At 29.9% G+C, this 14353-nt stretch carries 14 protein-coding genes and 1 rRNA gene; all 15 read left to right on the top strand.

Features of this window, described 5'->3' with window-relative positions; translation table 11 throughout:
* Position 1 precedes the first annotated feature (1 nt).
* Positions 2 to 661 (top strand): stage II sporulation protein R, encoded by a 660-nt coding sequence (gene spoIIR, locus KGF39_RS01130; RefSeq protein WP_227820871.1) that lies wholly within the window; start codon positions 2 to 4, stop codon positions 659 to 661.
* Between the two features lie 50 nt (positions 662 to 711).
* Positions 712 to 1197 (top strand): cell wall hydrolase, encoded by a 486-nt coding sequence (locus tag KGF39_RS01125; protein ID WP_227820870.1) that lies wholly within the window; start codon positions 712 to 714, stop codon positions 1195 to 1197.
* Positions 1198 to 1398: 201 nt separating this feature from the next.
* Positions 1399 to 2205: a glutamate racemase gene (murI, locus tag KGF39_RS01120; RefSeq protein ID WP_227820869.1), complete on the top strand. Its 807-nt coding sequence runs from the start codon at positions 1399 to 1401 to the stop codon at positions 2203 to 2205.
* A 16-nt stretch (positions 2206 to 2221) separates the two neighbouring features.
* Positions 2222 to 2650, top strand: a complete 429-nt coding sequence (locus KGF39_RS01115; protein WP_306800909.1) for a DUF1934 domain-containing protein — start codon at positions 2222 to 2224, stop codon at positions 2648 to 2650.
* A 182-nt stretch (positions 2651 to 2832) separates the two neighbouring features.
* A complete protein-coding gene (gene tilS, locus KGF39_RS01110) occupies positions 2833 to 4221 on the top strand; it encodes a tRNA lysidine(34) synthetase TilS (RefSeq protein WP_107595743.1) in 1389 nt (462 codons plus the stop codon).
* A gap of 33 nt (positions 4222 to 4254) precedes the next feature.
* Complete coding sequence (gene ftsH / locus KGF39_RS01105; RefSeq protein ID WP_054275403.1) at positions 4255 to 6225, top strand: ATP-dependent zinc metalloprotease FtsH; 1971 nt, start codon at positions 4255 to 4257, stop codon at positions 6223 to 6225.
* Positions 6226 to 6541: 316 nt separating this feature from the next.
* On the top strand, positions 6542 to 7519 hold the full coding sequence (locus KGF39_RS01100) for a biotin--[acetyl-CoA-carboxylase] ligase (RefSeq protein ID WP_227820867.1): 978 nt from the start codon (positions 6542 to 6544) through the stop codon (positions 7517 to 7519).
* Positions 7512 to 8480, top strand: a complete 969-nt coding sequence (locus KGF39_RS01095; RefSeq protein ID WP_227820866.1) for a P1 family peptidase — start codon at positions 7512 to 7514, stop codon at positions 8478 to 8480. Before KGF39_RS01100 ends, KGF39_RS01095 begins: the two co-directional genes overlap by 8 nt.
* 185 nt (positions 8481 to 8665) lie before the next feature.
* A complete protein-coding gene (locus KGF39_RS01090; RefSeq protein ID WP_054275400.1) occupies positions 8666 to 9256 on the top strand; it encodes an ECF transporter S component in 591 nt (196 codons plus the stop codon).
* Positions 9257 to 9274: 18 nt separating this feature from the next.
* Positions 9275 to 10045 (top strand): type III pantothenate kinase, encoded by a 771-nt coding sequence (locus tag KGF39_RS01085; RefSeq protein ID WP_227820865.1) that lies wholly within the window; start codon positions 9275 to 9277, stop codon positions 10043 to 10045.
* A 135-nt stretch (positions 10046 to 10180) separates the two neighbouring features.
* The gene (gene dusB / locus KGF39_RS01080; protein ID WP_227820864.1) at positions 10181 to 11149 is read left to right on the top strand and encodes a tRNA dihydrouridine synthase DusB; all 969 of its coding nucleotides are present in this window, start codon (positions 10181 to 10183) and stop codon (positions 11147 to 11149) included.
* Positions 11150 to 11257: 108 nt separating this feature from the next.
* Entirely contained in the window at positions 11258 to 11737 is a 480-nt protein-coding gene (gene greA, locus KGF39_RS01075; protein ID WP_107598370.1) for a transcription elongation factor GreA, read from the top strand.
* 14 nt (positions 11738 to 11751) lie between these two features.
* Entirely contained in the window at positions 11752 to 13281 is a 1530-nt protein-coding gene (lysS, locus tag KGF39_RS01070; protein ID WP_227820863.1) for a lysine--tRNA ligase, read from the top strand.
* Between the two features lie 308 nt (positions 13282 to 13589).
* Positions 13590 to 13784 (top strand): hypothetical protein, encoded by a 195-nt coding sequence (locus KGF39_RS01065; protein ID WP_054275396.1) that lies wholly within the window; start codon positions 13590 to 13592, stop codon positions 13782 to 13784.
* A 285-nt stretch (positions 13785 to 14069) separates the two neighbouring features.
* Positions 14070 to 14353, top strand: a 16S ribosomal RNA gene (locus KGF39_RS01060); the annotation flags it as partial.

Here is a 14353-nt window from a genome sequence, read left to right as displayed (position 1 = left end):
AATGAGAAAAATTAAGATTAGATTGGGACTATTAATATTAAGTCTTATATCAGTCATATCAATAATGACAATAGTAATAAATGGTGAGGTAAAAAAGGTAGATAATATATCAAAAGATTATAAAGATAAATTAATAAGATTTCATGTTATAGCAAACAGCAATACAGATGAAGACCAAGAACTTAAACTAAAAGTTAGAGATGAAGTAATAAAATATTTACAACCAAAGCTTCAAAATTCAAAAAGTATAAAAGAGAGTGAAGCTATTATAAAAAAGGAATATAGTAATCTGGAAGAAATAAGTAAAAATATTATTCTTGAAAATGGATATAATTACAGTGTAAAGGTAGGTATACAATACAGCAACTTTCCTACTAAACAATATTCTAATATAGTTCTTCCTGCTGGTGAATATAAGGCATTAAAGATTATTATTGGAAAAGGTGAAGGAAAAAATTGGTGGTGTGTTATGTTCCCTCCACTATGCTTTGTTGATGAGTCTAATGGAGTAATAGATAAATCTACAGACGATAAGTTGAAAGAAGTTTTAACTGATGAAGAATATAAGTTAATAAAGCAAGATACACCAAAGAAAACAAGTAGAGTAAAAATTAAATTTAAAGTACTTGAAGTGGTAAAAGATTTAGAGAAAAAATTTTAAAAATAAGATTGTAAGGAGTGGTTTTAATCATGGACAGGTGGAGTAAACTGATGGCTATACTATTAGCTTTGACTTTTATATTTATACCTATTAAAGAGGTATTTGCATATGAACCAACAGAGAAGATTAAGAAAATAAATAAACAAGAAAAAAATATAGCAAAGAAAGAAGTCATAAATTTATCTGATAATGACTTAATACTATTATCTAAGTTGGTTGCAGGAGAAGCTAGAGGAGAAAGCTATGAGGGACAGGTTGCTGTAGCAGCTGTAGTAATAAATAGAGTATTGGACCCTAGATTTCCAGACACAATAGAAGAAGTTATATACCAAAAAAATGCTTTCTCAGTTGTGCTTGATGGTTCAATAAAGATGACACCGACAGACTCAGCATGTAAAGCAGCTCAAGAAGCTCTTTATGGAACTGACCCAACTAATAAAGCAGTATATTTCTGGAATCCAGAAATAGCCACTTGCAAATGGATAAATAGACTAAATCCATATATGAGAATAGGAAATCATGTGTTTGCAAAATAAATTTAAATTTTTAAGTAGTGAAAGGAGTTGTCTTTTTCTAGAAATTATTTTCTAATTTTAGATAGCTCCTTTATTTTTTGTGTAAAATAAACTATAATAATCATTTAGGTAATAATATATTAATTATGAATATAAATAAAAATTTTAGCGATAAATAAGTTGTTGTTAAACACAAAAATGTAAAGTAGGTGTTGTATAAATATGAGCAATAAGCCAATAGGAGTTTTTGATTCAGGATTGGGTGGATTAACAGTTTTAAAAGAGATAATGAAGATATTACCAAATGAAGATATAATATATTTTGGAGATACTGCTAGAATACCATATGGTTCAAGGTCTAAAGAAACTATAATTAAATATACTTTTCAAGCCATAAACTTTTTAAAAACAAGAGATGTAAAAGCTATAGTTATAGCATGTAACACTGCTACTGCAAGAAGTTTAAAAGAAGCTCAAGAAAAATATGATATACCAATAATTGGTGTTATAGAAGCAGGAGCTAGAACAGCTGTAAGTTCTACAAAAAACAAAATTGTAGGAATAATAGGAACTGAAGGAACTATAAGTTCAAAAGCATACAATTTGGAAATATCTAAAATAGATGAGAGCATAGAAATTGTCAATAAAGCATGTCCTCTATTTGTACCTATTGTTGAAGAAGGATGGGCAAATACAGAAGTAGCTAAATTGACAGCAAAGATATATTTACAAGAATTGAAAGAAAAAAACATAGATTCTCTAGTATTAGGATGTACTCATTATCCTATTTTGAAGAGAACAATAGGTGAAGAAGTTGGAGAACATATAAAACTAGTTAATCCAGCTAAAGAGACTGCTAAAGATTTAAAAACAATTTTAGAGGGACAAAATATTATAAACAATACAGAAGTTCACGGAACTTATCAATATTATGTATCAGATATACATGAAAAATTTTCAGATATAGCAAGAGAATTTTTAAAGAAAAAAATTGATAAGATTCAAAAAGTAGAAATACAAAAATATTAGCTTATATGAAGAATCTATGGAGGAAAAATCGTTGAGTGTAAAAATAAGTATAAATACTAGACAATATGATGAAAAAGGAAATATGGACACCATAGAGATGACTGCCTTTGGTAAAATTTTTTACAAAAATGATGGAATATATGTTATTTACAAGGAAAAAGAAGAAAATATAGAAATAACTAATACTATAAAGATACTTAAAAATGAAGTTAGTATCAAAAAGTTTGGCGCTATTAACTCAACAATGCTGTTTAAATGTGGAGAAAGTAGCACTACAAAATATGTGACCCCACAAGCTACTTTATTAATTGATATTGATACAAGAGAATTAGATATAAATATACAAGAAGGGGAATACATAAAATTGAAAATAGACTATAATATAAAGATACAAGATTTATTTTTAGGTAGGAATAAAATAGATATATACATAGGTATTAAATAATAACTATAGCTATTTTCCAGAAATTTTATAAAGGTAGTGAAAAAACTACCTTTTATTTAATTTATTTGGTATTATTATATTTATATTAAACTTTAATTTCTTAAAATTGATACAAGGGTTTAGCGTTTTTTTATAGAAAGTATACTTAAAAGTGAATAAAACTAAGTGTAAGAGGGATAAATATGATATTTGATAAGGTACTAGGTACTATAAATAAACATAATTTAATACAAAAAGGCGATAAAATAGTTTTAGGTCTTTCTGGAGGACCTGATTCAGTTTGTTTATTGCATGTACTAAATAGATTGAAAAAAGATTTTAATATAGAAATATATGCAGCACATTTAAATCATCAAATAAGAGGGATAGAAGCTCAAAAAGATGCATTATATGTATCTAAGCTTTGTGAGGATATGGGAATTGTATTCTTTGTAAAGTCTATTAATGTACCAAAATATTGTGAAAATGAGGGATTATCATTAGAAGAAGGAGCAAGGAAGCTAAGATATGAAATGTTTTATGAAATTAAGGATAAGATTAAAGCCAATAAAATAGCAATAGGTCATAATCTCAATGACCAAGCTGAAACTGTTATGATGCGTATTATGAGAGGAACAGGTTTAACAGGTCTAAAGGGAATTGATTATATTAGAGATAATTGCATAATTAGACCCATATTAGATGTGGAAAGAAGTGAGATAGAGGAGTATTGTGAAGCTTATAATTTAAACCCGAGAATAGATAAAACAAATTTAGAAAATATATACACTAGAAATAAAATAAGGTTAGACCTTTTACCATATATGAAGGATAATTTTAATTCAAATGTAATAGAATCTATAGTGAGGATGAGCAATAGTTTAAAAAGTGATAACGATTATATTGAGAAAGAGGCGGAGGCTAAATTTAGAGAAGTTTCAAATGTAAAAGAAAAAGGCTTTGTAGAGATAAATTTAGATAATTTTATTTGCTTGCATGATGCAATCAAAGTTAGGGTTCTTAGAAATTCTATAAAACATATACTAGGAGATACTAATTTTGTTGACCAAAGACATATAGAGGATATAATGTCTTTAGAAAGTGATTCAAAAGTAAATAAAATGTTAACTCTTCCAAGAAATATATTTGTTTATAGAAAAAAAGACAGTATAATATTAACCAATGAGGAAATTGTTAATGAGGAAATTGAATTTTATTACAATGTACCTAGTAATGGGTTTATAAAAATAAAAGAATTAAAACAAATTATTGAGACCCAAGTAATAAGTATAGATAGGTATAAGAGTATGAAATTAGACAATTCATCTAAAGGGTTTGATTTTAATAAGGTAAAAGGGGGTATAGTAATAAGAAGTAGAAGGCAAGGTGATAAGATAAAGCTTGCTATGGGAAGTAAAAAAGTGAAGGATTTATTCATAGATTTAAAAATCCCAAGAGAAGAAAGATGTAAAATTCCTATAATCACAGATAGTGAAGGAATAATATGTGTTGGAGATTATAAAATCAGTGAGAATTATAAAATTGATGAAAGCACAAAAGAAGTATTAAAAATTAATTTCAACAAATTATAGGGCAAAGCAATGTATGAAAGGAGGGCTTCTATATTGAATAAGTTGCTAAAAGGGGCAGGTTTTTATCTACTTGTTTTTATAATTATAGTAGGTATAGTTCAATTCTCAGGTAAGCCTACAGAAAAAATAAAAGATTTAAAATTCTCTGAAGTATATAGAGAATTAACAGATGAGAATATATCAAGATTATACTTTGTAAATCAAACTTCTGTAGAAGGTACTATAAAAGATACAAATACAAAGTTTAAATCATATGTTCCAACAGAAGTAATGGGAAATAAACTTGCAGATGAGGTGTTAGACCAAGCTAAAGCAGGGAAACTAACTTTTGGTGGTGAAGCTAAGCCATCTACACCTTGGTTTGTCGAAATGTTGCCCACATTACTGTTAATATTCTTTATGGTGATTCTTTGGTTCGTATTTATGAATCAGTCTCAAGGTGGAGGCGGAAAGGTTATGAGCTTTGGTAAATCAAAAGCTAAGGTTCATAAAGATGATGAAAAAACTAGAGTTACATTTAAAGATGTAGCTGGTTTAGATGAAGAAAAAGAAGACTTACAAGAGGTAGTAGACTTCTTAAAGAATCCTAAGAAATATATTGAATTAGGTGCAAGAATACCAAAAGGTATGCTTATGGTAGGCCCACCTGGAACTGGTAAAACATATCTATCAAGAGCAGTTGCAGGAGAGGCAGGCGTTCCATTTTTCAGTATAAGTGGTTCTGATTTCGTTGAGATGTTTGTTGGGGTTGGTGCATCAAGAGTAAGAGATTTATTTGAACAGGCTAAGAAAAGTGCTCCAGCCATAATATTCATAGATGAAATTGATGCAGTTGGTAGAAAAAGAGGAGCAGGTCTTGGTGGAGGTCATGATGAAAGAGAGCAAACTCTTAATCAACTTCTAGTTGAAATGGATGGATTTGGAGTAAACCAAGGTATAATAATCATGGCAGCAACAAATAGACCAGATATACTTGACCCAGCTTTACTTAGACCAGGAAGATTTGACAGACAAGTTGTTGTTGGTACACCAGATGTAAAAGGTAGAGAGGCTATATTTAAAGTTCACTCAAGAAATAAGCCATTAAGTGATGATGTAAAAATGGATGTCTTAGCTAGAAGAACACCAGGATTTACTCCTGCTGATATAGAGAACTTAATGAATGAAGCTGCAATATTAACAGCTAGAAAAAGAGAAAAGAAAATTAAGATGGAAACTATAGAAGAAGCTATAACAAAGGTTATAGCAGGTGTAGCTAAAAAATCAAAAGTAATAAGTGAGAAAGAAAGAAGACTTACAGCATATCATGAAGGAGGGCATGCAGTTTGTGCTCATGTACTTGAGGAAGTAAGTCCTGTTCATCAAGTTACAATAGTTCCAAGAGGAAGAGCTGGAGGGTTTACAATGCAACTTCCTGTTGAAGATAAGTTTTATGCTACAAAAAATGAAATGAAAGAAAATATTGTAGTTTTACTTGGTGGTAGAGTAGCAGAAGAGTTAGTACTTAAAGATGTATCTACAGGTGCTTCAAATGACTTAGAAAGAGTTACAGCTACTGCAAGAAGTATGGTAACCAAATATGGAATGAGTTCTAAGCTTGGGCCAATGTCATTTGATAGTGATGATGAAGTATTTCTAGGTAATAGTTTTTCAAGCAAGAGAAACTATTCTGAAGAAGTTGCTTTTGAAATAGACCAAGAAACAAAGCGTATAGTTGATGATGCATACGATAAGACAAGAAGTATATTACAAGAAAATATGGATAGATTAGAGTATGTAGCACAAGCTTTACTTATATACGAAACTTTAGATGCAAAGCAATTTGTAAAAGCATTCAATAAAGAATTACCATTAAATGATATTGAAAATGCAATTACAGAGGAAAATTCTCCTAAAGAAATTGAAGAGCAACTTACTATAAAATTAGAAAAAAATGAAGAAGAAAGAAATAATGTTATTGATATAAACAAAAATTTAGAAAATAAATCTGATGAAGATAAATAATTTTAAAATATTAGTAATTTAAGATTATTATCTATTATGGGTTAAATAATACTAAAACTGAAAGTATAATATTAAATTGATAAGCAAAGTATATTTGCATATGTTAATTTGATTGATACTTTCAGTTTTTTTATTATTTTAAAAATATTTAAGTAAAATATAAAACATATAAATTATCAACATAAAATATAAATCTAACTGTGGGAATAATTAAAAAGGAAATTTAAAATTAATAGTATTAAAGTTGTATTAATAATGTATAATTATTTATTAGAAGAAAATAAGTCATGAAATCATGTCATATTAGAGGTGAAATATGCGAGATAAGATAATAGAGATTATATTAAATAATAAATCTGAATTTATTTCAGGAGAGGAATTATCAAAACAATTAGGGGTGTCACGTGCAGCTATATGGAAACATATGAAAGCCTTAAAAGAAGAGGGATATAATATAGAATCTGTAAATAAAAAAGGATATAGATTAGCAGAAAATCCAACTGATTTGTTGAGTCCACAGAATATTTACTATAAACTAAATACAAAGTTTATTGGAAAGAATATTGAACATCTTGAAACTGTAGATTCAACGAATGAACATGCTAAAAGAATAGCTACAAATAGTGTAGATGGAACTGTAATTTTAAGTGAACATCAAGATATGGGAAAAGGACGATTGGGAAGACGATGGGATTCCAAACCTCATGAAGGAATATGGATGAGTATTATATTAAAACCGGATATGGAACCATTTAAAGCTCCATTTATAACTTTAATAGCAGGAGCAAGTGTAACAAAAGCCTTAAATAATCTAGGAATAAATACATTAATAAAGTGGCCAAATGATGTTATTTTAAATGGAAAAAAAATATGTGGCATATTGACAGAGTTATCTGCTGAAATTGAAAGAACAAATTATGTTGTTCTTGGAATTGGAATAAATGTTAAGATAATGGATTTTGAACCAGAAATAGTTGATAAAGCTACATCATTGTATAAAGAAGGATACAAGTTATCCAGAGTAGATATTGTTAGAAATGTATTGACTGAATTTGAAAAATTATATTTAGATTATATTGCAAATAATTCCAAAGAGGAAACCTTAAAAATATGTAGAGATTATTCTGCAATTATAGATAAAAATATATATGTATTAAAAGGCAATGATAAGGAACTAGTGAAATGCTTAGACATAAATGAAGAAGGGAATCTGTTAGTTCAAAGCAGTGATGGGAGTGTAAAAGAAATTATTTCAGGTGAAGTTTCTATAAGAGGAGAAAAGGGATATGTATAATAATATTTTGGATATAGAAGGTCTAAAGGTTGGACAGGTTGAGGATAGAGATGGTCTTACTGGATGCACAGTAGTAATATGTGAAGAAGGAGCTACTTGTGGTGTTGATGTAAGAGGTTCTGCTCCAGGGACTAGAGAAACCGATTTATTAGACCCTGTAAATATGGTTCAAAAAGTCCATGCAGTGGTTTTAGCTGGAGGTTCTGTATATGGTCTTGAATCTACTTGTGGTGTAAGTAAATACTTAGAGGAAAAAGGAATTGGCTTTGATGTGGGTGTTGGAAAAGTACCTATAGTTGTGGGGGCGGTTCTATTTGATTTAGGAGTAGGAAATTTTAAATGTAGACCAGATATGCAGATGGGTTATAGAGCTTGTGAAGTTGCAAATGCTGATGTTTTAAATCAAGGAAATTATGGAGCAGGATGTGGAGCCACTGTTGGAAAGATAAGAGGGCAGGAATATGCTATGAAAGGTGGAATAGGTAGCTATTCTATAAAATTAGATAATGGATTAATTGTATCTGCATTGGTTGCTGTAAATGCTCTTGGAGATGTTTATGAAAGTGGTAAGGTTATAGCTGGTGCTTTAAATGATAAAAAGACAGAAACTATTGATACATATAAATTAATGAAACAAGGCGAAGGTAAGGGTGGGTTTAGTATAGATAATACTACGATTGGGATAATTGCAACAAATGCTAAGTTAACCAAGGCTGGATGTAAAAAGATATCTCAAATGGGGCATGATGGATATGCTAAAGCTATCTTTCCTATCCATACATCTCATGATGGAGATACAATATTCACAATATCGACAGGAGAAATAGAAACAGATATAACATTAGTAGGTTCATTGGCTGTAGAGGTTGTGGAAAAAAGTATAATAAATGCAGTAAAAAAAGCGGATAGTGTAGAAAATATAATAGCATATAAAGATATAGTAAAAAAACGAGAAATATGATGAAATTAGCATATTTTTCTTGTCAAATTGTTGACAATGGCAACTCATCTTGATAAAATTATTCTTGTTAGAGCGGGCATCCTACAATGGTAGCTTGACTCATAATTAATAAGAAAAAAAGACGAAAAAACTAAAAAAATAAGTAGTCCGGCATCGTAATGAGCTGGAACGGAGGTGTATTTTTTATGATGAACACAAGTGCATCAGTAAGAAAAGTAAATGTAAGAAAGATGACTATAATAGGAGTACTATCAGCTATTTCTATTATGCTATCTATGACTCCATTGGGATTTATTCCAGTTGGACCTACAAAAGCAACTATAATGCATATACCAGTTATTATTGGAGCTATTATGGAGGGACCAATAGTTGGGGGAGTAATAGGATTTATATTTGGGGTATCAAGTCTCTTAAATGCTATAATAAACCCAACAGTAACATCTTTTGTTTTTATAAATCCATTAGTTTCAATATTACCAAGAGTTATGATAGGTATATTGGCTTACTATGTATATCAGCTAATAATTAAAGCTACAAATAAGGTATACATATCAGGTTTAATTACAGGAGCAATAGGTTCCATGTTAAATACAGCTGGAGTTTTAGGAATGATATATGTCCTATATGCTGACAAGTATCTTCAGGCAATGGGTAAAAGTGGTTCAGCAGGAAAAGTAATAATGGCTCTTGCTGCAGCAAATGGAGTACCAGAAGCAATAGTAGGGGCTTTAGTAGTAGCTGCCGTTGCCACTGTACTTAAGAAAAGCAAAAAATAGAAAGAAGGTTAATGACATATGCTTCTAGTATTTGATGTTGGAAATACTAATATGGTTTTAGGTATATATAAAGGTGACAAATTAGTTAATTATTGGAGAATTAAAACAGATAGAGAAAAAACATCTGATGAATATGGAATTCTAATAAGTAACCTATTTGATTATGATAATGTGAATATAAATGATATTGATGATGTGATAATATCATCTGTAGTTCCAAATGTTATGCATTCTCTTGAAAACTTTTGTATAAAGTACTGTAAGAAACAACCATTAATAGTAGGTCCAGGCATAAAAACAGGTCTAAATATAAAATATGATAATCCAAAACAAGTTGGAGCAGATAGGATAGTTAATGCTGTAGCAGGTATAGAAAAATATGGAGCACCAAGTATACTTGTTGATTTTGGAACAGCAACTACATTTTGTGCTATCTCTAAAAAAGGTGAATATTTAGGTGGAACAATAGCACCAGGAATAAAAATATCTAGTGAGGCTTTATTTCAGAGTGCGTCTAAATTACCTAGAGTAGAATTAGCTAAGCCAGGTATGACTATTTGTAAGAGCACTGTATCAGCCATGCAATCTGGAATAATTTATGGATATGTTGGTTTAGTTGATAAAATAATAAGTATGATGAAGAAAGAATTGAATTGTGATGATGTTAAGGTTATAGCTACAGGTGGATTAGCTAAACTGATTGCTTCAGAGACAAAAAGTATAGATTATGTAGATGGTTTTTTAACACTAGAAGGATTGAGAATAATATATGAAAAAAACCAAGAATAATTAATATACAGGGAATTGGGTTATATATCCAATTCCCTTTTTATGATAGATTTCTAGATTTGTGTGGTATATTATAATGAGGAAATATGAATTTAAAGTTAAATCAGAAAATAAAGGAAAAATAGGAGAAAAACAATGAAAATAGGAAATTTAGAATTGAAAAATAAAGTTTTTCTATCGCCTATGGCAGGGGTAACAGACCTACCATTTAGATTGATTTGTAAAGAACAAGACTGTGGACTTTTATATACAGAAATGATAAATGGTAAGGCACTTTGCTATGATGATGAAAATACTAAAAAAATGCTTAAGATAGAAGAGGAAGAACATCCTGTAGCAGTTCAGATATTTGGTTCAGAACCAGATTTTATGGGAAGAGCAGCAGAGATAATGAATGATTATTCAAATGAAATTCTAGATATAAATATGGGATGTCCAGCTCCAAAGGTAGTTAAAAATGGAGATGGTTCAGCACTTATGAAAAATCCTAAGCTTGCAGAGAAGGTATTGAATGCAGTAGTGAAGAATTCAAAAAAGCCAGTAACTTTAAAGATAAGAAAAGGATGGGACGACAATAGTGTAAATTCTGTTGAAATAGCAAAAATAGCAGAAGCTTGTGGAATAAGTGCTTTAGCAATACATGGAAGAACAAGAGAACAATTTTATACAGGTAAAGCAGATTGGGATATAATTGCAGAAATTAAGAAAAACTTAAACATACCAGTGATAGGAAATGGCGATGTATTTACAGTCGAAGATTCAATAAATATGTTAGACAAAACTGGTTGTGATGCTATAATGATAGGTAGGGGTGCTCAAGGTAACCCATGGATATTTAAAAGAATAAACCATTATATGAATACAGGCGAGATTTTGCCAGAGCCAACTCTTAACGAAAAAATAAGTACTGCCATTAAACATTTAAAGCTTGCAGTAGAAGAACATGGAGAGTATGTAGCTGTAAGGGAAATGAGAAAACACATCGCTTGGTATTTAAAAGGTCTTAGAAACTCTGCAAAATTAAGGGATGAAATTAACAAAATAGAAGACTATCAAGAAGTTGTGTCGAAATTGGAGTACTATATGGAAGACTCCTTGACATAAAAATAATAGTGACTTATAATATAGCGCATAAATTAAAAAAAGATTATAAAATTTTTAAAATATAATTAGGAAAATTCCTAAGAAATTTGTGAAGGAGTTGTATTTATAATGGAAGAAAATAAAGAGTTTTTATTGACACAAGAGGGATATGATAAATTAGAAGAAGAATTAGAAAACTTAAAGGTTGTAAAGAGAAAAGAAGTTGCAGAGAGAATAAAGGTTGCTATATCTTTTGGTGATTTATCTGAAAATGCTGAGTATGATGAAGCTAAAAAGGAACAAGCACAAGTTGAAGAAAGAATTCTAAAATTAGAAAATATGGTTAGAAAAGCTGTTATCATAGATGAAAGCAAAATAGACCTTAATGTTGTTACAATAGGATCAATAGTTAAAGTTAAGGATTTAGAATTTGATGAAGAGGTTGAATATACTATAGTTGGTTCGACAGAAGCAGACCCATATGATGGTAAAATATCAAACGAATCTCCTGTAGGAAAAGCACTTTTAGGTAGAGCTGTCAAAGAAGTTGTAGAAGTGCAAGTTCCTGATGGAGTTGCTAAGTTTGAAATATTAGAAATAAGAAGATAATCTGGAGGAAAAAAATGAAAAATAATCAACAAAGCAATGAAGAAGCTCAAATTCAGGAAGACCTTAGTGAAGTACTTCAAGTAAGAAGAGATAAACTAAAAAAATTACAAGAAACAGGTAGAGACCCTTTTAAAGAAAGTAGATATGATAGAACTCATTATTCTATGGAGATAAAAGACAACTTTGATTCTCTTGAAGGTAAAACTACAAAAATAGCAGGACGTATAATGAGCAAGAGAATACAAGGTAAAGCTGGCTTTATAGATATTCAAGACCAAGAGGGAAGAATTCAATCTTATGTAAGATTAGATGCTATAGGAGAGGAAGAATATAGTGTATTTTCGACGTATGATATTGGAGATATAGTTGGAATTGAAGGAGAAATATTTAAAACTAAAAAGGGAGAAATATCTGTAAAGGCTAAATCTGTAGTATTGCTATGTAAATCTTTACAAGTTCTACCAGAAAAATATCATGGATTAAAAGACCAAGAATTAAGATATAGACAAAGATATGTTGACCTAATAGTAAATCCAGAAGTAAAAAATGCTTTTTTAATTAGAACAAAAGCATTAAAAGCATTAAGAGCATACTTAGATGATAGAGGATTTTTAGAAGTTGAAACTCCAATATTAAATACTATAGCAGGTGGAGCAAATGCTAGACCGTTCATAACTAATCATAATACTTTACATATACCAATGTATTTAAGAATAGCAAATGAATTATATCTAAAGAGACTTATTGTTGGTGGATTTGATAAAGTTTATGAAATGGGAAGAATGTTTAGAAATGAAGGTATGGACTTAAAACATAATCCTGAATATACTGCAATAGAACTATATCAAGCATATGCAGATTATACTGATATGATGGAAATAACAGAAAATGTTATTGCACATATGGCGGAAGTTGCTACAGGAAGTATGATAATTAACTATCAAGGAACAGAAATAAACTTTACACCACCTTGGAAGAGAATGAGTATGGAAGATTGTGTTAAAGAGTATTCTGGCGTAGATTTTTCTACTATAAACACAGATGAAGAAGCATTAGAAGTTGCTAGAGAAAAAGGTATAGAGATAAAACCTGGAATGAGAAGAGGAGAAGTAATAAATGCTTTCTTTGAAGAATTTGGAGAAGATAAATTAATCCAACCAACATTTATAACTCATCATCCAGTTGAAGTATCTCCATTGTCTAAGAGAAATGTTGAAGACCCAAGAAAAACTGATAGATTTGAGGCATTTGCTAATAAGTGGGAGTTAGCTAATGCATTCTCTGAACTTAATGACCCGATTGACCAAAAAGGAAGATTCGTAGACCAATTAAGAAAAAGAGAATTAGGTGATGATGAAGCTTTTGAAATGGATGAAGACTTCTTAAAAGCATTAGAGGTAGGTCTACCTCCTACAGGAGGATTAGGAATAGGTATAGATAGAGTAATTATGTTATTAACTAATTCTCCATCTATAAGAGATGTATTATTATTCCCTACTATGAAACCTATTGATAACAATTCAAATAAAGAAGAAGAGAACTAAAAAATATTAGCATTCTACTAAGTTTTAAATAAAGTGTAACTATTAAATTAGCAATAAATAGCTTTATTTTATTTAAAATGTCAATGTAGAATGCTTTTTATATGTTTCAAAGAGACTCTCATATATTTAATTTATAAATTACCAACAAACGTTAGAAATTGATATTAGTTTTTGTTGATTGAGACTTTATATTTAGAAAATATGATTGAAAGTAATTTATTATGAAAATATATAGAATAATTTTTGAGAAGGTAAAAGGAATAATTTCTGAGAATACTATATATAAAAAATTATTGGGGGAATGTCTGATGTTTCAAGTGATTAATTTTTTATGCTTATTTTGTGTTGGATTTTTGGTTCTTGATGTTATGATATATTTTTGTAAGGATGCAATGGATATTTTTGAAAGTACAACTAAAGTTAATAAAGTTAAGAGTATAAATGTTTGGGCAGATAGAGTAAGAGCCAATTCATATTCTTATGAAAATAAAATTGCAAAATAGGGAAAGTTATATATGCATGTATTGTCTGTAATATCAAGGGTTATATCTATTAGTTTTAGTTAAGTTTATTAAAAAAAACAAAGAGTTATAACCTTTTTTAAAATAAAAAACAAAAAAAGTATTGACGAATTATTTTTAAGATGATATAGTATTACTTGTACTTAAGAAAAGGGCAAACATAAAAAATGAACTTTGAAAATTAAACAGTAGGTTAATTTATAAAACAAGAAACAAACCATAAAGCCAGATATTTTGATAACAATAGTATCTGAGCCTGATAAACTTTTATTTGAGAGTTTGATCCTGGCTCAGGATGAACGCTGGCGGCGTGCCTAACACATGCAAGTTGAGCGATTTACTTCGGTAAAGAGCGGCGGACGGGTGAGTAACGCGTGGGTAACCTACCCTGTACACACGGATAACATACCGAAAGGTATGCTAATACGGGATAACATATTTGAGAGGCATCTCTTGAATATCAAAGGTGAGCCAGTACAGGATGGACCCGCGTCTGATTAGCTAGTTGGTAAGGTAACGGCTTACCAAGGCGACGATCAGTAGCCGACCTG

The organism is Clostridioides sp. ZZV14-6345 (genome assembly GCF_020657775.1).
Taxonomy (GTDB): Bacteria; Bacillota; Clostridia; order Peptostreptococcales; family Peptostreptococcaceae; genus Clostridioides; species Clostridioides difficile_D.
This window is presented reverse-complemented; position numbering and strand designations above follow the sequence as displayed.

What these genes read in the sequence shown, in the direction of transcription:
- dusB (WP_227820864.1), top strand. Translation starts at nt 10,181, where the DNA reads ATGAAAATAGGAAATTTAGAATTGAAAAATAAAGTTTTTCTATCGCCT.
- KGF39_RS01085 (WP_227820865.1), top strand. Translation starts at nt 9,275, where the DNA reads ATGCTTCTAGTATTTGATGTTGGAAATACTAATATGGTTTTAGGTATA.
- KGF39_RS01065 (WP_054275396.1), top strand. Translation starts at nt 13,590, where the DNA reads ATGTTTCAAGTGATTAATTTTTTATGCTTATTTTGTGTTGGATTTTTG.
- tilS (WP_107595743.1), top strand. Translation starts at nt 2,833, where the DNA reads ATGATATTTGATAAGGTACTAGGTACTATAAATAAACATAATTTAATA.
- murI (WP_227820869.1), top strand. Translation starts at nt 1,399, where the DNA reads ATGAGCAATAAGCCAATAGGAGTTTTTGATTCAGGATTGGGTGGATTA.
- KGF39_RS01125 (WP_227820870.1), top strand. Translation starts at nt 712, where the DNA reads ATGGCTATACTATTAGCTTTGACTTTTATATTTATACCTATTAAAGAG.
- KGF39_RS01115 (WP_306800909.1), top strand. Translation starts at nt 2,222, where the DNA reads ATGGAGGAAAAATCGTTGAGTGTAAAAATAAGTATAAATACTAGACAA.
- lysS (WP_227820863.1), top strand. Translation starts at nt 11,752, where the DNA reads ATGAAAAATAATCAACAAAGCAATGAAGAAGCTCAAATTCAGGAAGAC.
- KGF39_RS01100 (WP_227820867.1), top strand. Translation starts at nt 6,542, where the DNA reads ATGCGAGATAAGATAATAGAGATTATATTAAATAATAAATCTGAATTT.
- KGF39_RS01090 (WP_054275400.1), top strand. Translation starts at nt 8,666, where the DNA reads ATGATGAACACAAGTGCATCAGTAAGAAAAGTAAATGTAAGAAAGATG.
- KGF39_RS01095 (WP_227820866.1), top strand. Translation starts at nt 7,512, where the DNA reads ATGTATAATAATATTTTGGATATAGAAGGTCTAAAGGTTGGACAGGTT.
- spoIIR (WP_227820871.1), top strand. Translation starts at nt 2, where the DNA reads ATGAGAAAAATTAAGATTAGATTGGGACTATTAATATTAAGTCTTATA.
- greA (WP_107598370.1), top strand. Translation starts at nt 11,258, where the DNA reads ATGGAAGAAAATAAAGAGTTTTTATTGACACAAGAGGGATATGATAAA.